The sequence below is a fragment of the Streptomyces caeruleatus genome (assembly GCF_001514235.1).
GTDB lineage: Bacteria > Actinomycetota > Actinomycetes > Streptomycetales > Streptomycetaceae > Streptomyces > Streptomyces caeruleatus.
The window spans coordinates 694,231-720,513 of sequence record NZ_KQ948926.1; the positions used below are offsets into that span (position 1 = coordinate 694,231).

Consider the following 26,283-nt stretch of genomic DNA (forward strand, 5'->3'; position numbering starts at 1 on the left):
GACTCGTAGGGCGGGCCGGGGGTTGCCACGATCTGGGTCGTGTCCGCGCTGTCAGAGAGGGGGCCGTCCCAGGTGCCCGCTTCGCTTCCCGCGCCGGTCTCCTCGCGGCGCCGTTTCGCGCCCGGTTTCGGGCGGCTGGTGTCGGCGAACACCATGTCCGGTCTCGGGGACGGCATTCGGATCATCGCGCTGTCCGTGTACGCCGCGACCGTGACCGACGACCCCGTCCAGGTCTCCCTGGTCACCGTCGCCGGCGAGCTGCCGTGGCTGCTCGTGGGCCCGTTCGCCGGAACGCTGATCGACCATGTGGACCGCTGGCGCGCGCTGTGGGTCTGCGACGCCGCGCGGTCCCTGGTGCTGGCCTGCTTCACCGCGCTGGTGCTCGCCGACCGGGTGGGCATCGCCGCGCTCGCGGTCACGGCGTTCCTGCTGACCTCGGTCGAGACGATGGCCGACAACCTCGCCCAGGCCGTCATCCCGCAGATGGTCGGCACCCGGTCCCTGGACACGGCCAACAGCCGGGTGCTGTCGGGCCGGCTGATCACCATGGAGTTCCTGGGCCCGCCGGTGGGCACGGCCCTGTTCGCGCTGGCCCATCTGCTGCCGTTCGGGGTGGCCACGGTGTGCTTCGCCGTCTCGACGGTGCTGGTGTTCGGCGTCCGCCCGGCCGGCGCGGCGAGCGGCGACAAGAGCGCCCGGCTCTCCCCGCGGCTGCTGGGCGCGCAGACCGCGCAGGGCATCCGCTGGCTGTGGCGGCACCGGCTGCTGCGCACGGTGTGCCTGCTGATGGCGCTGCTCAACTTCGCGGTCCTCGCGGTGCTGGGCATCGCCGTGCTCTACGCGATGCACACGCTGGGGGTCAGCGAGACGGTGTACGGGCTGCTGCTCCTGGTGATCGCCGCCGGCGGTCTGCTCGGACTGGCCGTCGCCCCGAAGGTCGTAGCCGTGGCCGGACGCGGCCGGTCGCTGCAACTGGTCTTCGCCATGAGCCCGTTGCCGTTCGTGGTGGCCGCGGTGACCTCGAACGCCCTCGTGGCGGCCTGCGCCCTGGTCTTCGTGGGGATCGCGGTGTCGATCTCCAACGTCATCACCACGACGCTGCGTCAGGAGCTGGTCCCCGAGGAGAGCTTCGGCCGGGTCAACGGCGCCTACCGCCTCGTCCTCAACGGGCTCGCCCCGCTGGGCGGTCTGACCGGCGGTTTCGTGGCGGACCAGGCGGGCCTGCGGGCCCCGTTCCTCCTGGCGGCCGCCCTGCTGGCCGTGGGGGCCCTCGCCTCCTTCCGGCTGCTGTCGGACCGGGCCGTCGAACCCTTCGCCGACCGGCCGGCGGGGACCTCGGACCCGGCCTCCCCCACTTCCACAGAAACGGCTGACCAGTGACCACGCCTCAACTCGCCCCGGACCCCGCGGCGGACGCACCGCCCCCGGGCACCGAGCCCGTCCACCGCCGACGCCCGCGGGGCCTGGCCGCCCTGCTGCTGCTCGCCGTGGTGGCCCTGCTCGCCGTCGGCACCACGGTCGCGGACCTCTCCCCGCCGAAGCCGCTCGGCGCCGACGCGCCCGCCGGCCGGTTCTCCGCCGCCCGGGCCCATCGCCATGTCGAGCGGATCGCGACGGAGCCCCGGCCCGTCGGCTCGGCCGCGCACGACCGCGTACGCGACTACCTCGTGGCCGAGTTGCGCGCGGCGGGACTGTCTCCCGAGGTCCTGCCGGTCGTCGGGGTGGAGACGAAGCGCAGCTCGGCGGTGACCGGCCGGATGCAGAACATCCGGGCCACCATCCCCGGTACGGACCCCACCGGCCGGGTGCTCCTCGTGGCGCACTACGACTCGGTGGAGCTCGGCCCGGGCGCCACGGACGACGGGCACGGCGTCGCGGCGATCCTGGAGACCGTCCGGGCGCTGCGCTCCGGCCCGGCGCCGCGCAACGACGTCACCGTCCTGTTCACGGACGGCGAGGAGCCCGGCATGGTGGGCGCCCAGGCGTACGCCACCTCGTCGCAGCTGGGCGACCCGGACCGCACCGTCGTGCTGAACCTGGAGTCGCGCGGCACCTCGGGCCGCGTCGTGATGTTCGAGACCGGCCCCCACAACTCGGCGCTGGTCCCGGCCCTGTCCGGTCATGTGCCGGTCACCACCTCACTGGCGTACGAGGTGTACCGGCTGCTGCCGAACTACACGGACTTCACGGCCTTCCGGCAGGCCGGTCTCACCGGGATGAACTTCGCCAACGTCGCCGGTTCGGCGAACTACGACACCGCGCAGGACAACCTCGCCAACTCCAGCCGGGCCTCGCTTCAGGATCTCGGCTCCACCGCGCTGGCGGCGACCCGGAAGCTGGGCTCCGCCGACCTCGCGGCGGTCGGCGAGGGGTCCGACGCCACGTACTTCTCGTTCGCCGGTCTGCTGGTGCGCTACCCGGGCGGGCTGGCGCTGCCGCTCGCGGCGCTGGCGACGGCCGGTTTCGCGGCGGCCCTGTGGTGGGCGGCGCGGCGTTCGGCGGTGGGTGCGCGGCGGGTGGCCGTGGCCGCTGCGACCGTTCCGCTTCCGCCGCTCGGCGCGGCCGGGCTCGGCTGGGCGGGCTGGCAACTGCTGCTGCTGGTACGGCCGGACTACGCGGGTTTCGTCAACGGCGACCCGTACCGGCCGGGCGTCACGGCCGCCGGGTTCGCGGTGCTCACGGTGGCCGTGGTCTGGATCTGGGCGGCGCTGCTGCGGCGCAGGGCCGGCGCGCTGGAGGTGAGCGCGGCCGTCACCGGCTGGCTGACCGGGCTGGCGGTGGTGACAGCGTGGCTGACGCCGGGCGCCTCCTATCTGTTCGTGTGGCCCGCGCTGTTCGGCGCGGCGGGACTGGCGGTCGCGGCGCGGATGCCTGAGGACGCGCCGCTGCGGGAGGCGGCCGGGGCCCTGGCCTGTCTGCCCGCCGCCCTGCTCCTGGTGCCGGTCGCGGTGCTGCTCTTCCCGACGCTCGGACTGGCCATGGCGGCGGGCCCGCTGCTGCTGGTCGCCCTGTGCGCCGCGACCCTGCCGCTGCCGTTCACCGGCTCCCGGCCGCCCGTGCGGGCCCGGGTCCTCGCCCTGCGGTCGGGGCTGGCCCTGGCGACCGGCGTCGCGGTGATCGCGGCCGGTGTCGCCCGGGACGGCGTCGACAGCCGTCACCCGAGCCAGGTCAGCCTGGTCTACGCCCTCGACGGCGACACGCACCGGGCGCGTTGGGCCAGCACGGGACTGGGTTCGCATGCCTGGCTGGAGCCCTATGTGGACGGCGGCGAGGCCCGGTTGGAGGACGCGTTCCCGCCAATGCGGTGGCCCGGGGTCTGGCGCACCGGCCCGGCGGACCGGATGGCGGCGCCGTCGCCGACGGTGAAGGTCGTGTCCTCGCGCGAGCGGGGCGGCACACGGGAGGTCCGGCTGCACGTCTCCGCCGAGGGCGGCGGCCCCGAGCAGCTGATGCTGTTCGTGGACACCCGGAACACGACCGTCGTCAGCGGCGGGGCCGAGGGCCTCGGGCTGCCCGGCGGTGACACCCGGGAGTCCCTCAACGGCCGCTGGACGTGGGGCTACACCTATCTGGCGCCGCCGGCCGCGGGCTTCGACCTGACGCTGACCGTCCGGGGGAAGGGGCCGCTGCGCGTGCGTGCCGTGGCGCAGACGACCGGCTTCCCGCGCGGCGCCCTGCGGACGCCTCCGCCCTCGACGCTCACCTGGTCGGGGCTGGACTCCGGGTTCACCTTGGTGACCAGGGCGTTCACCGTCTGAAAGAGGTGGACACGAGAAGGGGGGCGGGCTCGGTGAGCCCGCCCCCCTTCCTTGCTCTCCCGGGTGCGCGTGCCTTGGCCGCACCCGGACCTCAGGACCGTACGTCCACGGCGATCCACTGCGCCCGCGCCGCCGCGAGCAGCCGTCCGTCGGCGTCGTACAGCGCGGTCGCGTTGGTCGCCATCCGGCCCTCGACGCCCTCCAGGGACCCGACCACGACATAGCTGCCGCCCACCACGGGGAGCTCGGTGATCCGGGCGGTCATACGGCTGAGCAGGCGCGGCTGCCGGACCGGGTCGGCCGTCCAGCCTCCGGGGCAGTCCAGGGCGCTCCACACGATCTCGGCGGGAACCGTGCCGTCCCCGCCGGCCGGCTCGGCCGACGGCCGCCAGGTACAGGCCACCGTGCCCTGACGTCCCTCGACGAGGCCGGGGCGCAGCGACAGACCGTCGTGCGGGCGCTGCGTGCCGCAGACGAAGCAGCCGGGGAAGGGGTGGCCGACGCCGGTGAAGGCGTGCTCGGCCCGCTGTACGAGGTCCGGTTCCACCGGCGCCGGGGCAGGGACGTCCTCCGTGGTGGCCGCCACCGAGGCGATGACGTCCTCCCCGTGCCAGACGTGCCCGCGGCGGCCCGCCGGGCGGTACTCGACCGGTGTGCCGAGCGGCACCGGCAGATGCAGCGTCACCGCGACCTGTCCGGCGAGGTGCCCGGACTCCGCCGCCAGGGCGGCCATCCGACCGCACGCGTAGCCCCCGTTCGCGCTGTCGGGCGGCCCGTTGAACTCGGGGGCGACGGTGAGGACGGATGCAGCGGGCACGGCGACTCCTGTCAGGGGCGGGGCGGGGTGGACACCGGCTCATGGGCACGGCTGGTGGACACGGGCTCAGAGACACGGCCGGGGACAGCGGCTCAGAGACACGGCCGATGGACAGCGGCTCAGAGACACGGCCGGGGGACAGCGGCTCAGAAACACGGCCGGTGGATACCGGCGACCCTAGGACGGATTGCCCCGGGCGCCGCCCGCGGACGCTCCCCGAGCCCGTCAGGAATGTCCCGGACTACCTGCGGCCCGCCGCGATTGACACGCTGAGCAGCGCTCGGGTGTTCCCAGCCGTCCCACGGCTGAGCGGCCTCGCACAGCGCGCCGGACCGGGTCCACCGCCGTGCGGCGCGCGACGCCGAGTTCCTTATCGTCCCGCCCGCAACGCCTACCCGTGGAGACGGCCTTGCAGACCTCGCAACCGACCATCTTCCCCATGGCCTCCGCCCAGGAACGCCTGTGGATCGTCGAGCGGCTCACGCCCGGCACCAGCGCCTACAACATCCCGCTGGCCGTCCGGCTGCGCGGGCCGCTGGACCGGGACGCGCTGCACCGCGCCCTCCAGCACGTGCTGGACCGGCACGAGGCCCTGCGGACCCGCTTCACCCAGATCGACGGCCAGGCCGTGCAGGTGGTCGACGAGTCCGTGGCCCTCGAACTGCCGGTCACCGACGTGCCCGAGGAGGAGCTCGCCGGGCACGTCGCGGTCGCCGCGTCCCGGCCGTTCGACCTCGCCGCGGGCCCGCTGCTGCGCACCTCGCTGCTGCGCCTCGGCCCCGAGGACCACGTCCTGACGGTCACCCTGCACCACCTGGTGTCGGACATGTGGTCCTGCGGGATCCTCATGCAGGAGGTCGGCTCGGCCTACGCGGCGCTGACCGCGGGCCGGGCGGTCGAGCTGCCCGAACTCGACGTGCACTACCCGGACTTCTCCGTGTGGCAGCGCGAGCGGCTCGCCGGCGACGAGACCGAGGGCCTGCTGGCGTACTGGCGCGAGCGGATGGCCGACGCCCCGCAGCTGCTCGAACTGCCCCTGGACCGGCCCCGCCCCGCCGTGCAGTCGCTGCGCGGCGCCCAGGTCCAGGTGGCCCTGTCGTCCGAACTCTCCGCCGCCGTCGCCGAGTTGTCGCGCACGTCCGGGGCGACCCCGTTCATGACGCTGCTCGCCGCGTTCCAGCTGCTGCTGAGCACCTACAGCGGCCAGCGCGACATCGTGGTGAGCACCGGTGTGGCCACCCGTACGCCCGAGACGGAGGGGGTGATCGGCTGCTTCATCAACACCGTGCTGCTGCGCACCTCGACCGCGGGCGACCCGACCTTCGCGGAGCTCCTCGACCGGGTCAAGGCCACCACCGTCGAGGCGCTGGAGCACCAGGAACTGCCGTTCCAGCGGCTGGTGGACGAGCTCCAGCCGCAGCGCGACCTGAGCGTCAACCCGCTCACCCAGGTGCTGTTCCTGCTCCAGAACGCCCCCGAGCCGGCCCTGCGCCTGCCCGGTCTGGACGCCTCGGCCGAGGGTGTGGAGCGCGGCGGCGCGCAGTGCGACCTGAACATCCAGCTGCGCCACGTGGACGGCGAGTTCACCGGGTTCGTGGAGTACGCGGCGGACCTGTTCGACGAGGCCACGATCCGCCGGATGTGGGACCACTACACGGTCCTCCTGACGGCCGCGACCACCTACGCGGACCGCCGGGTGAGCGCCCTGCCCTATCTCACCGACGACGAGGTCACCCGCGCCGTCGCCGAGTGGAACGCCACCGCGGCCGAGGAGCCCGGCGGCTGTCTGCACGAGCTGTTCGAGCGGCAGGTGCGCGAGCGTCCCGAGGCGCGGGCGCTCGCCTGGAGCGGCGGCGAGATCAGCTACGCCGCGCTGGACGCGCGCGCCGACCGGTTGGCCCGCGTGCTGCGCGGCGCCGGCATCGGCCCGGACGTGCCGGTGGCGATCTGCCTGGACCGCTCGGTGGCGCTGGCCACGGCGGTGCTGGGCGTGCTCAAGGCGGGCGGCGCCTATGTGCCGCTGGACGCCGGATACCCGGCCGAGCGGCTGGCGTTCATGCTCGCCGACTCCCGGCCCGCCGTACTGCTCACCGACGCGGGCCACCTGGAGCGGCTGCCCGTCGACCCGGCCACGGGACGCGTGAGCGGCGTAGGCGACGACACCGCCGTACGCGTCGTGCTGATCGACCCCGCCTCCGGCGAGGTCCCGCAGTCCGAGCCGGTCGAGGAGGTGGCCGAGGGGCCCGCCGCGGTCCCCGCCGACCTGGCGTACGTCATCTACACGTCGGGCTCCACCGGCCGGCCCAAGGGCGTGGCCGTGACCCACCGCGGCGCCGCCAACAACATCGCGGACCTCAACCGCGGCCGGTCCGTCGGCCCCGGCGACTCGGTGCTGTCGCTGTCGTCACTCAGCTTCGACATGTCCGTGTACGAACTGCTCGGCATGCTCGCCGCGGGCGGCACCACCGTCCTGCCCGACGCCGACGCCGCCAAGGACCCGCGGCACTGGGCGGACCTCGTCGAGCGGTACGGGGTGACGGTCTGGAACTCCGCGCCCGCGCTGCTGGACGCCCTGGTGGACAGCTACGGCGACACCCGGCCGGCCCGTCCGACGCTGCGGGTGGCGTTCCTCGGCGGCGACTGGGTGCCGGTGCCGCTGCCGGACCGGGCCCGCGCGCTCTTCCCCGACCTCGACGTCATCGTGATGGGCGGGGCCACCGAGGCCTCCATCCACTCGATCCTCCAGCGGGTCACCGAGACCGGCGCCGACTGGGTGCACATCCCGTACGGCCGTCCCATGGCCAACCAGCAGGCGCTGATCGTCGACGCGGACCTGCGTCCGGTCCCGGTCGGCGTCCCCGGCGAACTGTGCCTCGGCGGCATCGGCCTGGCCCGCGGCTATCTGAACCGCCCCGCGCTGACCGCCGAGCGGTTCCTGCCCCACCCGTACGCGGGTGTCTTCCCGGGCGTGCCCGAGGGAGCCCGGCTGTACCGGACCGGTGACCTCGCCCGGTACGGACAGGACGGCACGATCCACCTCATCGGCCGGCTCGACCACCAGGTGAAGGTGCGCGGGTTCCGGATCGAGCTGGGCGAGATCGACGCCGCGCTCGGCCGGCACCCGGACCTCGCCGAGGCGGTCACGGTGGTCCGGTCCGACGAGGCCGGGCACGGCGTCGGGCTGACCGCGTACGTGGTCCCCGCCGAGGGCGCCGCCCCGTCCGTGGGCGAGCTCCGCAAGCACCTGTCGGCCACCCTGCCCGACCACATGGTGCCGGACGCCTTCGCGGTGCTCGACGCGCTGCCGCTGTCGGCCAACGGCAAGGTCGACCGCCGTGCGCTGGCCCGCACCGAGGCCCAGCCGGTCGGCCGGTCCGCCGCGCACGTCGCTCCCCGGACGCCGCTGGAGCGGGCCGTCGCCGGGATCTGGGCGGAGGTGCTGCAGACCGAACAGGTCGGCCTGCGCGACGACTTCTTCGAGCTGGGCGGCAACTCCTTGGGCGTCACCCAGATCGCCTACGCGCTCAGCGACCATCTGCGGCTGGACGTGTCGCTGCGCGACCTGTTCGACGCGAGCACCGTCGAGGGACAGGCGGCCCTGGCCGCATCCGCGGGCGAGGCCGCCGGGATCGACGCCACCGCGATCGCCGAGATCTACCTCCAGGTCCGCGCCCTGGACGCGACGCAGACCCATGACCTGCTCGACACCCTTGAGGAGAAGCACTGATGACGGCGGGTCTGTTCGACCGGACGCTGTACCACGGCGCGCGCCTGCTGGCCGAGCGCGATCCGGACCTGTACGACCTGCTGGAGCGCGAGCAGTTGCGCCAGCAGCAGACCCTCGCCATGGTGGCGGCGGCGAGCACGGCCGACCCGTCCGTCCTGGCCTGCGAGGCCAGCGCGACGAGCAACGTGACCACCGAGGGCTACCCCGGCGCGCGCTATCACGCCGGCTGCGAACTCGTCGACGAGGTGGAACGGCTGGCGGTGCGCCGGGCCAAGGAGGCCTTCGGCGCCCAGCACGCCAACGTGCAGCCGCACTCGGGCTCGACGGCGAACCAGGTCGTGCTGTGCAGCCTGCTGTCGCCCGGCGACGTGGTCCTCGGCATGGACCTCAAGGCGGGCGGCCATCTCACCCACGGCGCCTCGGCGTCGATGAGCGGCCGGTTCTTCACACCGGTCCGCTACGGCCTCGACGAGCGGGGTCTGATCGACTACGACGGCATGACGGAGCTGGCCCGCCGGCACCGGCCCCGGCTGATCTTCTGCGGTGCCAGCTCCTACCCGCGCACCGTCGACTTCCGGCGTTTCCGCGCGGTCGCCGACGAGGTCGGGGCCTATCTGGTGGCCGACATCTCGCACATCGCGGGGCTGGTCGCGGCCGGTGAGCACCCGAGCCCGGTCGACGTCGCCCATGTGACGACGACCAGCACCTACAAACAGCTCTACGGCCCCCGCGGCGGCCTGATCCTGCTCGGCCGCGACGCCGAGACGCGCACCGCCTCGGGCCGGACCCTGCGCGCGACGCTGGAGGACGCCGTCTTCCCCTACCTCCAGGGCACCCCGCGGCTCAACACCGTCGCCGCCAAGGCCCGCGCGCTGGCCGAGCTGACCACGCCCGCGTTCCGGGAGCGCGCCGAGCGCATCGTCGCCACGGCGCGGGCGCTGGCGAAGGAGCTGGACAGCCACGGCCACCGGGTGCTGACCGGCGGCACGGACACCCACATGGTGCTGCTCGACGTCGGCTGCCGCGGGCTGACCGGCCGTATCGCCGAACGCGCCCTGGAGAGCTGCGGCATCGTCGTCAACAAGAACAGCATCCCCGGCGACCCGCACGGCCCGCGCGTCACCAGCGGCGTCCGCCTCGGTACGAACGTGCTGGCGCTGCGCGGCATGGGGGTCGCCGAGATGGCGGAGTGCGCCGACCTGGTCCACACGGTCCTGGCCGCCGTACGCCCGTCGGGCGACCGCGACTACGAGCTGGACGAGGCGGTCCGCGGCGCGGTGGCGTCCCGGGCGCGTGCCCTGTGCGACCGCTTCCCGCTGCCGGACCATCCGCTCCCGGACCCCTCGCTGCCCACGCCCGCCGCGCCGGTGCCGGCGGCCTGATCAGGGGCGGGGTGCCGGACCCGGGGGAGGACCCACTGTCAGGCACTCTCCCGATTTCGACTCCCCGCCCGCTTCACGAAGCTGGTTGCCGACGGCCGATCGCAGGCCGCCCGAGCCCGGAAGGAAACCGCATGACCTGGCTGCGCGATTGGTCGCTGAGTGACGATGTCGCGCTGCGGCTGCTCTGTCTGCACCCCGCAGGCTCGGCGGCGCACGTCTACCGGCGCTGGCCGCGCCTGCTGCCCCCGGACGTCGGTGTGGTGGCGGCGGAGCTGCCCGGCCACGGCTCCCGGCTCGGCGAGGCGCCGCTGGAGACGATGGACGAGATCCTCAAGCAGCTGTGCGCTCAGGCCGCCGCGCTGACCGACCGTCCGCTGGTGCTCTTCGGCCACAGCATGGGCGGCACCCTCGCCGCCGAGCTCGCCCGCTGCCTGCGGCGCGAACTGGGCGTCACCCCGCGGCTGTTGATCGTCGCCGCCTGCGAGGCGCCGCGGCGTGAGCCCCGCCGGGACTACGCCCGCTGGCTGACGGAGGACGGCGTCCTCGCGTATCTGCACGAGATGGGCGGAACCCCGCCCGAACTCCTCGCCCACAAGGAGTTCCTGGAGATGACCCTGCCGGTCCTGCGGGCCGACCTGACGGTCCTGGCCGGCCCCCGCCCGGCGGACGACCGCCCGGTGGACTGCCCGGTCCGGCTCTACCTGGGCGAACGGGACGCCACGGTCCGGGAGGACCGGGCCCTCGCCTGGCGCGAGGAGAGCGACGGCGACTTCGCGGTGCGCCGCTTCGACGGCGGCCACTTCTTCGTCCAGGAGCAGGCGGCCGACGTGGTCGCCCGGGTCCGTGCCGACGTGGAGCACCTGCGCATGTCCACGGCACACACGGGACGGCCGTCATGACGTCCCCCATCAGCACTCAGCCCACTACCAGCCCGACAGAGCGAGAGGGTGAGGCGCGCATGCGTCCGGCCACACTGACAGCCGAACAGAGGGAGCTGCTCGACCGGCTGGTCGCGCGTCAGCTGCCGTCCGCCGGGGGCGGCCGTATCACCCGGTACGAGGGAGACCGCGGCGCGATCCCGCTCTCCCCCGCCCAGCAGCGCATCTGGTTCTTCAACCAGCTGGAGCCCGACGCCGTCTTCTACAACGTCTCGGGCGCCGCCCGGCTGAAGGGCCGCCTGGACACCGCCCTGCTGCACCGCTGCCTGAGCGAGATCGTCGAGCGGCACGAGGTGCTGCGTTCCACCTACCACCAGGTCGACGGCCTGCCCGTGCAGTCCGTGAACCCCTTCGCGGGCCTCGACATCCCCCTGGTCGACCTCACGCATCTGCCCGTCGCCGAGCGCGAGGCGGCCGCGCAGGCCCACTGCCAGGCCGTCACCGACCAGCCGTTCGACCTCGAACGCGACCTGATGCTGCGGCCCGTGCTGCTGCGGCTGGCCGAGGACGAGCACCTGCTGCTGATCGTCCAGCACCACATCGCCACCGACGGCTGGACGATGAACGTCCTCATCCGCGAGCTCGGGGAGCGCTACTCCGCCCGCGTCCACGGAGTGGAGCCGCGGCTGCCGGAACTGACCGTCCAGTACGGCGACTTCGCGGCCTGGCAGCGCGAGGAGCTGAGCGGCCCGGTCATCGACCGGCAGCTGGAGTACTGGAAGGAGCAGCTCGCGGAGAACCGGCTGGTCGACCTCGCGACCGGGCTGCCGACCCCGGCCGAGCCGACCTGGCGGGGCAGCACGATCCCGTACCGCATCGAGCCGGAGACCTTCCGCCGGCTGACCGAGCTCGCCGAGACGGAGCGGGCCACCCCGTTCATGGCGCTGCTCGCCGCGCAGTCCCTGGTGCTGTCCCGCTGGAGCGGCCAGGACGACATCATCATCGGCTCCGCCGTGGCGGGCCGGCGCCGCGCCGAGCTGGAGCACCTCGCGGGCTGCTTCGTCAACGAGCTCGTCCTGCGCATGCGCACCACCGGCTCGCCCACCTACCGCGACCTGCTGCGCCAGGCCCGCGAGGTGTGCCTGAAGGCCTACGACCACCAGGACGTGCCCTTCGAGCGGATCATCGAGGTGATCACCCCGGAGCGCGACACCCGCGCCAAGGTCCCCCTGGTCAGGCACCAGATGGGCTTCGACAACTCGCCCCGCTGGAGCGTGGAGCTCCCCGAACTGTCCTTCTCCGTCGAGCCCCTGAGCACGAAGACGGCACGGTTCGACATCGAGGTCGACCTGGAGCCCGACGACGACGACGGCGTGCGCGGCACCATCTATTTCTCCACCGACGTGTTCACCGAGGACGTCGTGCGCCGCATGATGGACTCCCTGACGACGGTCATCGCCTCCGTCCTGGAGGCGCCCGACACCCCGGTCCGCTCCCTTCCCGTGATCGGCGACCTCGACTCCGTACGACTGGCCGAGGAGCCCGGCGACACCGCCGCGGAGCCCGCCGGCGCCGAGGACGGGACGGTCCCCGCGCTGGTCGCCGAGCAGGCGCGGCAGCGGCCCGACGCCGTCGCGGTCCGGCACGGGGCGGAGAGCCTCACCTTCCGGGCGCTGGACGAGCGGGCCAACCGGCTGTCCTGGCGGCTGCGCGACCTCGGTGTGCTCGACGGCCAGCCCGTGGCGGTCTGCCTGCCGCCCTCACCCCGGCTGCTCGTCGCGCTGCTGGGTGTCCTCAAGGCCGGCGCCCTGGCCGTGCCGCTCTCCCCGGGCGCTCCCGTGGCCGACCTCAACGACGTCCTGCTGGACTGCTCCACGGCGCTCGTCCTCACCGACGGCGCCGGTCCCGACGGGCTCGATCCGATGGTGGAGCCCGTCGACATGGCGGCAGACCTCGGCAGGTGGCCCGCCGACCGGCCCGCGGCGACGCCCGGCCCTGCGCAGGGCGCGTTCGTCAACTACCGCCCGCCCGTGGACTCCTCGGCGCGCGGCCTGGTCAACACCCACGCCGGTGTCGTCCACCGGCTGCGTCAGACGGTCCGCGTCACGCGGTCGACCGGTGACCAGGCGGTCCTGACGACCGGTTCCGCGTTCGACCTCGCGCCCTGGGAGCTGCTGTGGCCGCTCCTCGCGGGTGCCCGTCTGGTCCTGCCCGCCGACGCCACACCCGCGGCTCTCGCCGCGACCGTGCGGTCCGAGTCGGCCGCCGTGCTGGGCTGCACCCCGTCCACGCTCTCGGCGCTGCTCGACGCGGACGGCCCGCTGCCGTCGCTGCGCCAGGTCGTCTGCACCGGCGAGCGCCCTTGGCCGGCCCTGGCGGCCCGGCTGCGCGAGGCCGCCCCCGGCGCGTCGCTGCACCTTCGCTCCGGCCGGGCCGACGCGGCCCTGGACATAGTGGTCCAGTCGTTCAGCGAGCCCGCACCGGGCGCCCTGCCCGTACTGCGGCCCCCGGCCGCGGGCGCCGTGCTGCGCGTGCTGGACGCGGCCGGTCTGCCGGTGCCCGGTGCGCTGCCGGGCGAACTCTGCGTCGGCGGGGTGCCGTTGCCCGACGGGATCCTGGGCCGGCCCCAGGAACTGCGCCGGCTCGTTGTCGACGACCCGCTGGGCGACGGACAGGTGCTGCGCACCGGTCTGCGGGCCCGACGGCTGCCCGACGGCACGCTGGACCTGCTCGCCGAGGAACTGCGCGTCCGCACCCACCCGGTGGAGACCGCCGACGTCGAGGCCGTCCTGCACAAGGCGCCCGACATCGACCGCGCCCTGGTCACCGCGCACTCCGGCGACCAGGACGACGCGCCCGACCTGGTCGCCCATGTCTCCCTGCGGGCCGCCGACGGCTTCGGCGGCGACGGTCAGCGCGCCCTGTTCGAGGAGATCTACGCCGGCCGGGCAGCGGAGGACGACCCCGCCCTCAACGTGACCGGCTGGACCAGCCCGCACACCGGCGAGACCCTGACCGCGGCCGAGATGCGCGAGTGGGCCGACACCACGTTCCGCCGCATCATGGCGCTGCGTCCGGCCAAAGTGCTGGAGATCGGCTGCCGCACCGGCACCCTGCTGTTCCGCCTCGCCCTGCGCTGCGCCGAGTACACCGGCACCGACCTGTCGGCGCACGCCCTGCGGCACATCCGCGACCACCAGGACTGGCTCGCCAGCAAGGTCGAGGACGTCACCCTGCTGGAGCGTGCCGCGGACGACTTCGAGGGCCTGCCGGACGACACCTTCGACACGGTCGTCCTCAACGCCCTCGTCCAGCACTTCCCGAGCGCGGAGTACCTGGAGCGGGTGCTGGAGGGCGCGCTGCGGGTGCTGCGGCCCGGCGGTCACGTCTATCTCGGTTCGGTGCGCAGCCTGCCCCTGGCCGGCGCCCTGCACCTGCCGGGCCGGCTGGAGCAGCTGAAGCCCGAGGACCCGGCCGCCCGGCTGCGGGAGGCGCTGGCTGCCCGGACCGGCCAGGAGGAGGAACTCCTGCTGGACCCGCGGTACTTCGGCACGCTGTCCGCGCGGCTCGCAGGGCTGGGCGAGGTGTATCTGCTGCCGCGGCTCAGCAGGACCCGCAACGAACTGAGCCTGTACCACTACGACGTGGTGCTGCGCGCCCACGACCCGGCCGCGCCCGCCGCCCCGCCCGCCGGCCCCGCCCTGGACTGGCAGGCGGCCGGGCTCACCGCCCGGTCGCTGGCCGAGCACCTCGCCGAGCAGGCCCCCGAGCGGCTGCTGGTCGGCTCGGTGCCGGACGCCCGGGTCCACCCCAGGCTGGCCGCCCTGGACGCGCTGCACGAGGGCCGCACCCACACGGTCGCCGACACCCTCGCGGCTCTCGCCCCCAGCGCGGCGTCGCCGGGCGGCCCGGTCGACCCCGGCGCCCTGGTGACGGCCGCCGAGAAGGCGGGCTACTCCGCGCTGGTGCAGTTCGGGCCGCGCGTCGGCGAGTTGGAGCTGTTCCTCAGCCGCACCGGAGCCGACGGCGAGGTGCCCGCGCTGTCGCTGCCGCCGGGCCTGGGCCGACCGGCTCCCGGTGCCGAAGCGGGCGACGCCCCGCTCGCCAGCGACCCATCGGGGGTGGCCCGGACCAAGGCCGTCACGTCGGATCTGCGCCGACGGCTCACGGAACAGCTGCCCTTCCACGCCGTACCCGCCCATGTGGTGGTCGTGCCGGGCTTCGCCGTGGACGGCGCCGGTCTCGCCGACCGGCACGCCCTGCCCCGCCCCGACCTGTCCGGGGCGGCGGCCGACGCCCAGCGGGCGCCGAGCACCCCGACGGAGCTCGCGCTGGCCGGCATCTGGACCGAGGCCCTGGGCGTCGACCGGGTCGGCGTGCACGACGACTTCTTCGCCCTGGGCGGGCACTCCCTGCTCGGCTCGGAGGTCATGGAGCGGGTGCGCGGCGAGTACGAGATCGACGTACCGCTCAGCCTCCTGTTCGAGTCACCGACCATCGCCGCCATCGCCGCGTTCGTGGACGAGCAGACGGCGAAACCCCGGGAAACTCCCGCCGCCATCCAACGCGTCGACCGGTCCGCCCTGCGCCGACGCAAGCCGGGAGCCCCGTCGGGCTCCGCCGTCTCCAAGGAGCACTCGTGACGCAACTGACCGAAACCCAGCCGGCCCCGGCGGACGGCTCGGCCGCCGTGACCGCCGCGCCGGTCCTGGCCGCGCTGGTCGCGGTGCTGTACCGGCGGACCCTTCAGGACACCGTGCGGATCGGCTACCGGGACGCCGACGCGGAGGCCGTGTTCGCCTTCGACGTGGCCGACGCGACGACGCTCGCCGAGCTCCTCGCGGACGCCGAGAAGGCCGTCCTGACCGCCGGTGACGAGGAGCCCGACCCGGGCGCGCTCACCGACGCGCGCCTCGACTGGGACGTGGCCGCCGACGGACCCGCCCGGGGCGTGACCGTCGCCGCGGACACGGCGGGCGGCGTCGGCGTGACGCTGGGCGCGGGCGCGTTCCCGGCCGGCGAGTCCGCCCGGCTGGAGCGTCAGCTGAGGCACGCGCTGGCCGCCACGGCCGCGCCGGAGGTCCGCCTCGCCGTGCTGCCGCTGGCCTTTGACGAGGACCTCGCCGAGGCGGCCGTACACGCCGGGACGGGCCGGGCGCCCCGGCCCGCCGAGCCGGTCCACGTGCTCGTCCAGCGGCAGACGGACCGTACGCCCGACGCGGTGGCGGTGAGCGACGGACAGCTCTCGCTGACCTACCGCGGGCTGACGGCCGACGCGGACCGGCTGGCGGCACGGCTGCGGGCGGCAGGAGCGGGCCCCGGCGAGGTGGTCGCGGTGCTCGCGGAGCGCTCCGTCGAACTCGTCGTCTCGCTGCTGGCCGTCCTCAGGACCGGCGCCGCCTACGCCGCGCTCGAACCGGACCTGCCGCAGCACCGGCTGCTGCGGCTGCTGGCGGACACCGGGGCCCGTACGGCCCTGGTCCAGGAGAGGTTCGCGCCGCTGGTCCCGGCAGGTGTCACCGCGCTGGTCCCGGAACCCGCCGGAAGCGCGGACCCGCGCGAGGCGGGCGCACCGCCCGCACGGGTGCCGGCCTCGGCGGCGGCGTACGTCAGCTTCACCTCGGGCTCGACGGGCGAGCCGAAGGGCGTCCGGGTGCCGCACGCCGCGGTCTCCCGGCTCGTCGTGGCCCCGGACTGGGCCGAGTTCCGCGCCGACGACGTGTTCCTCCAGCTCGCCCCGGTGGCGTTCGACGCCTCGACGCTGGAGCTGTGGGCCCCCCTGGTCAACGGCGGCAGGCTGGCCCTGCACCGGCCCGGGCCGGTCGCCGTCGAGGAGGTCGCCGCCACCCTGGTCGAGCAGCGGGTGACCGTGGCCTGGATGACGGCCGGGCTGTTCCACCAGATGGTCACCCAGCACCTCGACGCCTTCGCGGGCCTCCGGCATGTGATCGCGGGCGGCGACGTGGTATCCGCCTCCCATGTCCGCCGCCTGCTGACGGCCCACCCGGGCCTGCTGTTCACCAACGGCTACGGCCCGACGGAGAACACCACGTTCACCGCCTGCTGGACCTCCGCCGAACCCCCGGCCGGCAACTCCGTCCCGCTCGGCCGGCCCGTCAGCGGCACCCGCGCCCTGGTCCTCGACCCCGAGCTGCGCCCGGTCCCCGCCGGAGTCCCCGGCGAGCTGTACGCCGGCGGCGAGGGCCTGGCCGACGGCTATGTGGGCCGGCCGGGCGCCACGGCCGAGCGGTTCCTGCCCGACCCGTTCTCGACCGTTCCGGGGGCCCGTCTCTACCGCACCGGCGACCTGGCCCGACGGCTGGCCGACGGCACCCTGGAGTTCCTCGGCCGCGCCGACCGGCAGATCAAGATCCAGGGCTACCGGGTGGAGCCGGGCGAGGTCGAGGCGGTCCTGGCCGGGCACGAGGACGTCCGGCAGGCGGTCGTGCTCACCCAGACCGACGACGTCCAGGGCAAGCGGCTGCTGGCGTACATCACCGCCGAACGCCCCGAGGACGACGAGCCGGCCGCCCTGGGCAGGCGGCTGCGGGAGTGGCTGCGCGACGAGCTGCCCGGATACATGGTGCCCTGGGCGATCCTCCCGCTGGCCGAGTTCCCGCTGAACCGCAACGGCAAGGTGGACCGCTCGGCCCTGCCCGCCGCCCGCCGCAGCCCGCGCTCCCTGGGCAGCGAGTACACGGCCCCGCGGACCTCGACCGAGAGCGCGGTCGCCGAGGAGTGGGCCGATCTGCTGGGCGTCGAACCGGTCGGCGTGGACGACGATTTCTTCGAGCTGGGCGGCCACTCGCTGATCGCCGCCGACCTGCTCGGCCGTCTCCAGGCCCGGTTCTCGGTGGAGCTGTCCGCGCGGACCCTCTATCTGCGGCCGACCGTCGCCGAACTCGCCGAAGAACTCGACAACCACCCGGCCGCCCCGACCGGCCGCTGAGGACACAGGAGAACACCCCGACATGAGGCTCAACCAGCCGGTGCCCCACGAGGACATCGATCTGGAGGCGGTCGACCTGACCGACTCCACCCTGTACGGGGCGGGCGACCCGCACTCGATATGGAACGCCATGCGCCACCGCGACCCGGTGCGCTGGCAGCAGGTCGACGAGACCCTCGGCTTCTGGTCGGTGACCAGGTTCGAGGACGCCGACCTCGTGCTGCGCGACCACACGCTGTTCACGTCCCAGCGGGGCACGATGCTGTTCCTGCTGGGCAAGGAGGACCCGGCGCGGGGCCGGCAGATGGCCGCCACCGACCCGCCGCGGCACACCCGTATGCGGGTGCCGATGCAGCGTGCGCTGACCAACAAGCAGGTCGAGAAGTACCGCGACGCGGTCACCACCGAGGTGCACCGGCTGCTGACCCCGGCGCTCGGCGGCGAGCCGTTCGACTTCGCCGAGGCGATGATGAACCTGCCGATGGCGACGGCCGGCACGATGATGGGCCTGCCCCGGGCGGACTGGACCCGGCTGACCCAGCTGACCACGATGTCCATCGCCCCGGAGGACCCGGAGTTCGCCGGGCCGGGCGGGGTCGAGGCGACCCTGCAGTCGGCGCACCGCGAGCTGTTCGCGTACTTCCACGACATCCTGCGCGAGCGCCGCGACAACCTCGGCGACGACCTGATCAGCCTGCTGCTGGGCATGGACATCGACGGGCGGCGGCTGGAGACGGGCGCGATCCTGTCCAACTGCTACAGCCTGATCCTCGGTGCCAACGTCACCACGCCGTTCGTGCCGACCGGCGCGATGGCCGAGCTGGTCGGCACGCCGCTGCTCGACGAGTGGCGCTCCGACCCGAAGCTGCTCAACACCGGTGTCGACGAGGCGCTGCGCTGGGCCTCCCCGGCCAACCACTTCATGCGCTACGCCCTTCAGGACATCGAGCTGCGCGGCAAGAAGATCCGCGCGGGGGACGCGGTGGTGGCCTGGCTGGGCTCGGCCAACCGGGACGAGGAGGCCTTCGACGACCCGTTCACCTTCGACATCCGCCGCAAGCCCAACCGGCACATCGCCTTCGGCAGCGGCGCGCACTACTGCGTCGGCCACACCGTGGCCCGGATGAGTCTGAAGATCCTCTTCACCGAGCTCTTCGAGAACTTCGAGTCCTTCGAGCTGGCCGGTGAGATCGAGCACCTGCACTCCAACTTCGTGGCCGGCATCAAGCACATGCCGATGGTCGCGAAGCTGAAGCAGGGGTCCGTCAAGCGCTACGCGGAGCTGGCCCGATGAGCGACGACGCCCGCTGGTTCCTGCGCCGGCCCTCCGCGGAGAGCGCCGCCCGGCTGTTCGCCCTGCCGTACTCGGGCTGCGGCGCGACCATGTACCGCAAGTGGCCACGCTTCATCGGGGACATCGAGGTGGTCCCGATCCAGCTGCCCGGGCGGGAGAACCGCTTCCGGGAGGAGTCGTACAAGACGTACGAGGCCCTCGCGGACGACCTCGTCGAGGTGCTGCTGCCCTATCTGGACCGGCCGTTCGGCCTCTTCGGGCACTGCGGGTCGGCGCTGCCGGGCTACGAGACCGCGGTGCGGCTGCTGGAGCGGGGCTGTCCGATGCCGACCCGGCTGTTCATCTCCTCGCAGGTCGCCCCGCACCGCGGCCCGCACGGCCGCTTCCTTCGGATGACGGACGCCGAACTCGCCGAGGAGGTCCACCAGTTGATCGTGGAGCTCGGCGGCACCCCGCGCCCCGACCTGGTGGAGCTGAGCCTGGAGATCCTGCGCGCGGACGTGGAGACCAACAAGCGGTACCACCCGGCCGAGCCGACCCTGCTGCCCTGTCCGATCACGGCGCTGGGCTGGGACCAGGACGTGGAGGTCGACCACCGGCTGATGGACTCCTGGGCGGACTGCGGCGAAACAACGTTCCGTCTGCTCAAGGGGCCCCACTACCGTTTCATGGAGGCCCCCGACGATCTGCTCGACGCCTTCGTCGCGGACCTGACCGTCTGACCCGACCGTCCGACCCGACCGTCCGTCCTCGCCCCGCCCGGCGGCCCGCCCGGCCGGCCGCCGGCTCCGTACCTGCGAAAGGCACACGCACTCATGACCACGGTGCGCACCGACACCCCCGACGCGTGGGACGAGCGTTCCACGCTGACCACGTTCCTCGACTACGCGCGGGCCACGGTGGCCGCGAAGTGCGAGGGGCTGACCGACGAGGACGCCCGCAAGGCACCGCTGCCGGGCTCCCCGCTGATGAGCATCGCCGGGCTCGTCAGTCATGTGCGCTGGGTCGACTACTTCTGGCTGCGCGTGATCTTCCTGGGCGAGGAGGACCACCACCCGGCCACCGACGAGGACCCCGACCGCGAGATGCGGATCGCCCTCGACGTGCCGCTCGCCAAGCTGCTCCAGGAGTACGAGGACCAGTCGGCCGAGCTGCGCGAGCTGGTCGCGAACACCCCGCTGGACTCGGTCGCCGCCGAGCCCGTCCGGGGTGGCGTGCATGTGACCCTGCGCTGGATCCTGAACCACCTGATCGAGGAGACCGCCCGGCACAACGGTCACCTGGACATCCTCCGGGAGCTGGCGGACGGCACCACCGGCATGTGACCTGGTGCTCTTCACCGGTATGGACCACTGGCTGTCTCAATCTCATCACTTCGCTGTTCTCGCAGGCCACATGGGGTTTCATGCGCTGTCGGCGCGCGCAGTAAAGCGCTGACAGCGCAACAAGCCGTCCCTGTGCAAGCGATGACGTGAGGTCACGATCATGAGCACACGAGAGCAGCACAGCAGAGCGCGGCGTCTCCTCGCCGCCGCGGCCGCCGCCCTGACGGTGTCGGCCGGACTCGCGCCGCACCAGGCGGCGGCCGCTGACGGCGACAAGGTCCTCACCGTCGCGGTCGCCCAGAGTGTCGACTCACTGAGCCCGTTCCTGGCACAGCGGCTGCTCAGCACGAGCATCCACCGGCTGATGTACGAGTACCTCACGAACTACGACCCGGGGGACGCCCACGCCGTCCCGGCGCTGGCGACCGGGTGGAAGTCGTCGCCGGACAAGCTGACCTGGACGTACACGATCCGTTCCGACTCCAAGTGGTCGGACGGGCAGCGGGTCACCGCGCAGGACGCGGCCTGGACGTTCCAGAAGATCATGACCGACGAGGGCGCGGCCACCGCCAACGGCAGCTTCGTCGGCAACTTCCGCGAGGTGAGCGCCCCGAGCCCCACCGAGCTGGTCATCCGGCTGAAGAAGCCGCAGGCCACGATGACGGCCCTGGACGTGCCGATCGTGCCGAAGCACGTCTGGGAGAAGGTCGGCGACTTCTCGAAGTTCAACAACGACAACGACTTCCCCGTCGTCGGGAACGGGCCGTTCATCCTCACCGACTACAAGCCCGACAGCTACGTCCGTCTCAAGGCCAACAAGGACTTCTGGCGCGGCGCGCCCAAGTTCGACGAGCTGGTCTTCCGGTACTACAAGGACCAGGACGCCGCGGTCGCCGCCCTGCGCAAGGGCGAGGTCTCCTTCGTCGCCGGGTCGCCGTCCCTGACGCCCGCCCAGGCGGACTCCCTCAAGGGCGAGAAGAACATCCACGTCAACGACGCGCCCGGCCGCCGCTTCTACGCCCTCGCCACCAACCCGGGGGCACGGGCCGCGAACGGCCAGAAGTTCGGTGACGGCCACCCGACCCTGCTGGACGAGCGGGTACGGCACGCGCTGTTCCGGGCGGTCGACCGCGAGACCGTCATCGACCGGGTGTTCCAGGGACACGCGGTGCGGGGCGAGGGCTACATCCCGCCGCGCTTCTCCTCGTACTTCTGGAAACCGGCGGACGGGCAGGAACTCTCCTACGACCCCGCCGAGGCCGCCCGCCTCCTCGACCAGGCCGGCTACAAGAAGAACGGCGACGGCAAACGGCTCGGCAAGGACGGTAAGCCGATCACCTACCGCGTGCTGTGCCACGCCACCGACCCCAACGACAAGGCGATCGGCCAGTACCTCGAGGAGTGGTGGGGCGAGCTCGGCATCGGCGTGACCCTCGACTGCCTGGACAACGTCACCGACCCCTGGCTCGCGGGCACCTACGACCTCGCCTTCGACGGCTGGTCCGTCAACCCCGACCCGGACTTCGTGCTGTCCATCCACACCTGCGCCGCCCTGCCCGCGACCCCGAAGGACACAGGCGCGACGGACAACTTCATCTGCGACAAGCGCTACGACGAGCTGTACGCGCGCCAGCTCGCCGAGTACGACCCGGCCGAACGGGCGGACATCGTCAAGCAGATGCAGTCCCGGCTGTACGACCTCGGGTACATGAACGTCATGGCGTATCCGAACGCGGTCGAGGCCTATCGCACCGACCACATCAAGTCGATCACGACGATGCCCGAGAAGGCGGGCAACATCTACGGGCAGGACGGCTACTGGAGCTGGTGGTCGGCGACCCCGGCGGACTCCGACGCCTCCTCCGGCGGCTCCGGCTCGGCAGGCGTCGTCATCGGGGTCGTCGCCGGCGCCGCCCTCCTCGTCGCCGCGGGCGTGTTCTTCGCCCTGCGGCGCCGGGCGACCGCCGAGGACCGCGAGTAGCCGCCGATGACCGCCGACGCACCCTCCGCCTCGGCCGTCAAGGCCGCCGCGCCCGCTGTCCGGGGACAGCGGGCGCGCACCGCCACGGGCTATCTGCGCTACGGCGCCGGCAAGGTGGGCGGCGCCGCCGTCTCCCTGCTCGCCGTCCTGGCCACCGGGTTCTTCCTGTTCCGGCTGATCCCCGGCGACCCGGTCAAGACCATGACGGGCGGCCGGCCCATCTCGGCGGAGCAACTCGCCGCCTACCGCGAGGAGTTCGGACTGGACCTGCCGCTGTGGCAGCAGTTCACCGACTACTGCGGCAAGGCCCTGACCGGGGACCTGGGGACGTCGTACCAGTTCCGGGCGCCCGTCGTCGACAAGATCTCCGAGGCGCTGCCCAACACGCTGCTGCTCACCGGCACCGCGTTCGTCCTGTACACGCTGCTCGGCATCGTGCTGGGCACCCGCTCGGCGTGGCGGCACGGCGGGCTCGGCGACCGGCTGAACACCGGTCTGGCGCTGACCCTGTACTCCATCCCGTCGTTCTGGCTGGGCCTGCTGCTGATCATCGTGTTCTCGGTGGGGGTGGGCCCGGTCCCCGGGCTGTTCCCGACCGGTGGCATGGAGTCGGGCGGCGAGGAGGGCTTCGCGTACGTCCTCGACGTCGCCCACCATCTGATCCTGCCCGTCGTCACGCTGGTCGCGGTGGAGTACGGCCAGACCCTGCTGGTGGCCCGCTCGGCGCTGCTGGACGAGATGGGCAGCGACTATCTGACGACCGCCCGCGCCAAGGGCCTCAGGGACGACCTGGTCCGCCGTCGGCATGCCGTGCCGAACGCGCTGCTGCCGACGGTGACGCTGGTCTTCGTCAATCTGGGCCGGACGGTCGCGGGCGTGATCCTGGTCGAGACGGTGTTCTCCTGGCCGGGGCTCGGCGGGCTGTTCTACCAGGCGCTGAGCGTGCCCGACCTGCCGCTGGTGCAGGGCCTGTTCCTCTTCTTCGCGGCCGCGGTGATCGTCATGAACACCCTGGCCGACCTGGTCTATCCGCTGCTCGACCCGAGGGTGGGCCGATGACGACCGAGGCCAAGGCCGGGGCGGCCGGGCCGCGCGCGCTCGCCTGGCAGCGACGACGCCGCTCCGCCGTGCGGTTCTGGCAGCAGTACCGCACCCACCGCGCGGGCCTGGTCGGCCTGGCCGGGCTCGCCCTGTTCGCGCTGCTCGCCCTGACCGCCCCGCTCACCGTCGGCACCGACGTGTCCAGCGTGACCGGGGCGCCGGGGCGGCCCATGGAGAGCCCGAGCGCCGAGTTCCCGCTGGGGACGGACCGGTTCGGGCGGGATCTGCTGGGTCTGCTGGTGTGGGGCTCACGGGTGTCGCTGCTGGTCGGGCTGCTGGCGGCCGCGCTGTCAGTGGCGATCGGCACGACGGTCGGGGTCACCGCGGGGCACTTCAAGGGGGCGTACGCCACCGTGCTGATGCGGATCACCGACTGGTTCCTGGTGATGCCCACCCTGGTCCTCGCCATCGCGCTGGCCACCGTGCTGCCCCGCTCGCTGGGCACCGTCGTGCTGGCCATCGGCGTGACCTCCTGGCCGACCACGGCCCGGCTGGTGCGGGCGCAGACCCTGGCGGTGGAGTCACGGCCGTACATCGAACGCGCGAAGGCGCTGGGCGGCGGGCACTGGCACGTCATGTCCCGGCATGTGCTGCCCAATGTGATGCCCCTGGTCCTCGCCCAGACGACCCTGATGATCTCGTCCTCCGTCCTCGCCGAGGCGACTCTCGCCTTCCTGGGCGTGAGCGATCCGACCGTCCTGTCCTGGGGCGGGCTGCTCCAGGACGCACGGGAGGCCGGGGCGGTCAGCTCGGGGAACTGGTGGTACCTGGTGCCGCCCGGCATCGCCATCGCGGTGGTGGCGCTGGCGTTCACGCTGTGCGGGCGCGCGGTGGAGTCGGTGCTGAACCCGAGGCTGGGGGTGGGGCGTTGAGCCTGCTCGACGTCAGAGACCTCACTGTCACCTACCCCGGCGGGGCCGCCGCCGTGCGGGGCGTCGACCTGACGGTGGCGGCCGGGCAGAAACTCGGTATCGCGGGCGAGTCGGGCTGCGGGAAGTCCACGCTCGCCCTCGCGCTGCTGCGGCTGCTGCCGGCCGGGACGCGGATCGGCGGGCAGGTCCTGCTGGACGGCGAGGACGTCCTCACCATGAAGTGGGGCCGGGTGCGTGCGGTGCGCTGGGCCGGGGCGTCCATCGTGTTCCAGGGCGCGATGCACTCGCTCAACGCCGTCCACCGCGTCGGCGACCAGATCGCCGAGCCGATCCTGCTGCACCGCAAGGCCACCCCGGCGGGCGCCCGCAAGAGGACCGGCGAGCTCCTGGAGCAGGTGGGGCTGCCCGCGGCGCGGGCGTCGGCGTATCCGCACGAACTCTCCGGCGGCCAGCGTCAGCGCGTGATGATCGCCATGGCGCTCGCCTGCGACCCCCGGCTGATCGTCGCCGACGAGCCGACCACCGCCCTGGACGTGATGATCCAGGCGCAGATCCTGCGTCTCATCGAACAGCTCGTCGCGGAGCAGGAACTGGGCCTGATCGCGATCAGCCACGACCTGGCGGTCCTCGCCGACACCTGTGACCGGCTGGCGGTGATGTACGCCGGCCGGGTGGTCGAGGAGGGCCCGGCCCGCCAGGTCTACGAGGACGCCCGGCACCCCTACGGCAAGGCCCTGTCGGAGGCGTTCCCGAGGATCGGCGACCCGGCGTCGCGGTTCGCCCCGCGCGGCCTGCCCGGCGACCCACCCGACCCGTCCGCCGTGCCCTCCGGGTGCGCCTTCCACCCGCGCTGTCCGGTCGCCCTGGACTCCTGCGCGGTCGACGACCAGGAACTGCGCACGGCCGACGAGGACCGCCGGGCGGCCTGTGTGCACGTGAGCGCGACAAGGAGCGGCCCATGACCCTCTTGACGGCACAGTCCCCGCACGGCGCCGGAGCCAGCCCGGCCCCGGCCGACGACTCCGCCTACGGCAGGACGACGCCACCCCGCGCCCCGCGCCCGTCGGCCCCATGGACACAGGACCGACCACCGGCCCCGCCGTACGCGCCGGGGGCAACGCAAGCCGCGAGGACCCGACCATGACCCTCCTGAGCGCACAGGCCCTGCACGTCACCTACCCCCGCCGCCACGGCAGCCCGCCCGCCCGTGCCGTGGACGGGGTCGAACTCGGCATCGGCGCCGGGGAGATCGTGGCCCTGGTCGGCGAATCGGGCTGCGGCAAGACGACGCTGGCGCGTGCTCTGCTGGGGCTGGAGCCGCCGACCGGCGGGCGGGTCGTCTTCGACGGGGAGCCGCTGCGGTACTCGTCGCGGGCGCTGAAGGCGTACCGGCGGCGCGTCCAGCTGGTGCTCCAGGATCCGACGGGGTCGCTGAACCCACGGCACACGGTGTACGAGGCGGTGGCGGAGGGCCTGCGGATCCACGGCCACGGCGGCGACGAGCGCACGGCGGTCGCCGAGGCGCTGTCGCGGGCCGGTCTGCGGCCTGCGGAGCGCTTCTTCCTGCGGTATCCGCACGAGCTGTCCGGCGGGCAGCGCCAACGCGTGGTCATCGCGGGCGCGCTGGTCCTTCAACCCGAACTCCTCGTCGCCGACGAGCCGGTGGCCTCCCTGGACGCCTCCGTGCGCGGCGAGATCCTCGCCCTGCTGCTGCGGCTGCGCGCCGACCTCGGTCTGTCGGCGCTGGTCGTGACGCACGACCTGGGTCTCGCGTGGAACATCGCGGACCGGGTGGCGGTGATGTACCTGGGCCGGATCGTGGAGACGGGGGACGTGGAGCAGGTGCTCACGGCACCCCGGCACCCGTACACCCAGGCTCTGCTGTCGGTGCTGCCGGAGGCGCCGGGCGACCCGGTGGTGCTGACCGGCGAGCCCCCGGACCCGACCCGGATCCCCGCCGGATGCCGTTTCCACGCCCGCTGCCAGGTGCTGGCGAGCGGGGAGGCGGAGCGCGCGGGCGTGGCGGACACCTGCCGGAACGAGGACCCGGAGGTGCTCGGCGGCGACGCGCGGGCGCAGGTGGCGTGTCACTGGGCCCGGGCGCGGATCACCGCGTGAGGCGCGCGGGAAGGGGGACGGACGTGGGGGCGGGAAGGGGGACGGACCCGGGGGCGGGAAAGGTGAAAGACCGGGGGCGGG

16 protein-coding genes are annotated in these 26,283 nt (G+C 73.6%); 15 read left to right on the forward strand and 1 reads right to left on the reverse strand.

What is annotated here, in order from left to right; translation table 11 throughout:
• The first annotated feature begins 39 nt into the window (after positions 1-39).
• Together AQJ67_RS11915 and AQJ67_RS11920 are read left to right on the forward strand one after the other, a co-directional pair.
• Entirely contained in the window at positions 40-1,380 is a 1,341-nt protein-coding gene (locus AQJ67_RS11915) for an MFS transporter (protein ID WP_208614944.1), read from the forward strand.
• Positions 1,377-3,758: a M20/M25/M40 family metallo-hydrolase gene (locus AQJ67_RS11920; RefSeq protein WP_062718267.1), complete on the forward strand. Its 2,382-nt coding sequence runs from the start codon at positions 1,377-1,379 to the stop codon at positions 3,756-3,758. Before AQJ67_RS11915 ends, AQJ67_RS11920 begins: the two co-directional genes overlap by 4 nt.
• A gap of 91 nt (positions 3,759-3,849) precedes the next feature.
• On the opposite strand, the gene AQJ67_RS49220 is transcribed toward AQJ67_RS11920, so the two are convergent.
• The gene (locus AQJ67_RS49220; protein WP_062718269.1) at positions 3,850-4,575 is read right to left on the reverse strand and encodes a hypothetical protein; all 726 of its coding nucleotides are present in this window, start codon (positions 4,573-4,575) and stop codon (positions 3,850-3,852) included.
• A gap of 439 nt (positions 4,576-5,014) precedes the next feature.
• Here AQJ67_RS49220 and AQJ67_RS11930 point away from each other — a divergent pair, with 439 nt between their 5' ends.
• From AQJ67_RS11930 to AQJ67_RS11990, 13 genes are all read left to right on the forward strand, one after another.
• On the forward strand, positions 5,015-8,302 hold the full coding sequence (locus AQJ67_RS11930; protein WP_159058760.1) for a non-ribosomal peptide synthetase: 3,288 nt from the start codon (positions 5,015-5,017) through the stop codon (positions 8,300-8,302).
• The gene (locus AQJ67_RS11935) at positions 8,302-9,684 is read left to right on the forward strand and encodes a serine hydroxymethyltransferase (RefSeq protein WP_062718273.1); all 1,383 of its coding nucleotides are present in this window, start codon (positions 8,302-8,304) and stop codon (positions 9,682-9,684) included. Before AQJ67_RS11930 ends, AQJ67_RS11935 begins: the two co-directional genes overlap by 1 nt.
• 131 nt (positions 9,685-9,815) lie before the next feature.
• Complete coding sequence (locus AQJ67_RS11940) at positions 9,816-10,583, forward strand: thioesterase II family protein (RefSeq protein ID WP_062718275.1); 768 nt, start codon at positions 9,816-9,818, stop codon at positions 10,581-10,583.
• Positions 10,584-10,642: 59 nt separating this feature from the next.
• Positions 10,643-15,205, forward strand: a complete 4,563-nt coding sequence (locus AQJ67_RS11945) for a condensation domain-containing protein (protein WP_062718277.1) — start codon at positions 10,643-10,645, stop codon at positions 15,203-15,205.
• Positions 15,202-17,511, forward strand: a complete 2,310-nt coding sequence (locus tag AQJ67_RS11950; RefSeq protein WP_244190435.1) for a non-ribosomal peptide synthetase — start codon at positions 15,202-15,204, stop codon at positions 17,509-17,511. The genes AQJ67_RS11945 and AQJ67_RS11950 overlap by 4 nt, the downstream gene beginning before the upstream one ends.
• 22 nt (positions 17,512-17,533) lie before the next feature.
• Positions 17,534-18,805: a cytochrome P450 gene (locus tag AQJ67_RS11955; RefSeq protein WP_062718278.1), complete on the forward strand. Its 1,272-nt coding sequence runs from the start codon at positions 17,534-17,536 to the stop codon at positions 18,803-18,805.
• Positions 18,802-19,527 carry a thioesterase II family protein gene (locus AQJ67_RS11960; RefSeq protein WP_062718279.1) on the forward strand — a complete coding sequence of 242 codons (726 nt, stop codon included), beginning with the start codon at positions 18,802-18,804 and terminating at the stop codon, positions 19,525-19,527. The genes AQJ67_RS11955 and AQJ67_RS11960 overlap by 4 nt, the downstream gene beginning before the upstream one ends.
• 93 nt (positions 19,528-19,620) lie before the next feature.
• A complete protein-coding gene (locus AQJ67_RS11965) occupies positions 19,621-20,130 on the forward strand; it encodes a DinB family protein (RefSeq protein WP_062718280.1) in 510 nt (169 codons plus the stop codon).
• Positions 20,131-20,290: 160 nt separating this feature from the next.
• Positions 20,291-22,111 (forward strand): ABC transporter substrate-binding protein, encoded by a 1,821-nt coding sequence (locus AQJ67_RS11970; protein ID WP_062718281.1) that lies wholly within the window; start codon positions 20,291-20,293, stop codon positions 22,109-22,111.
• 6 nt (positions 22,112-22,117) lie between these two features.
• Positions 22,118-23,170, forward strand: a complete 1,053-nt coding sequence (locus AQJ67_RS11975) for an ABC transporter permease (RefSeq protein ID WP_062718282.1) — start codon at positions 22,118-22,120, stop codon at positions 23,168-23,170.
• Complete coding sequence (locus AQJ67_RS11980; protein ID WP_062718283.1) at positions 23,167-24,084, forward strand: ABC transporter permease; 918 nt, start codon at positions 23,167-23,169, stop codon at positions 24,082-24,084. The genes AQJ67_RS11975 and AQJ67_RS11980 overlap by 4 nt, the downstream gene beginning before the upstream one ends.
• A complete protein-coding gene (locus AQJ67_RS11985) occupies positions 24,081-25,046 on the forward strand; it encodes an ABC transporter ATP-binding protein (protein ID WP_062718284.1) in 966 nt (321 codons plus the stop codon). Before AQJ67_RS11980 ends, AQJ67_RS11985 begins: the two co-directional genes overlap by 4 nt.
• Before the next feature lie 178 nt (positions 25,047-25,224).
• On the forward strand, positions 25,225-26,202 hold the full coding sequence (locus tag AQJ67_RS11990) for an ABC transporter ATP-binding protein (protein WP_062718575.1): 978 nt from the start codon (positions 25,225-25,227) through the stop codon (positions 26,200-26,202).
• Positions 26,203-26,283: the final 81 nt, after the last annotated feature.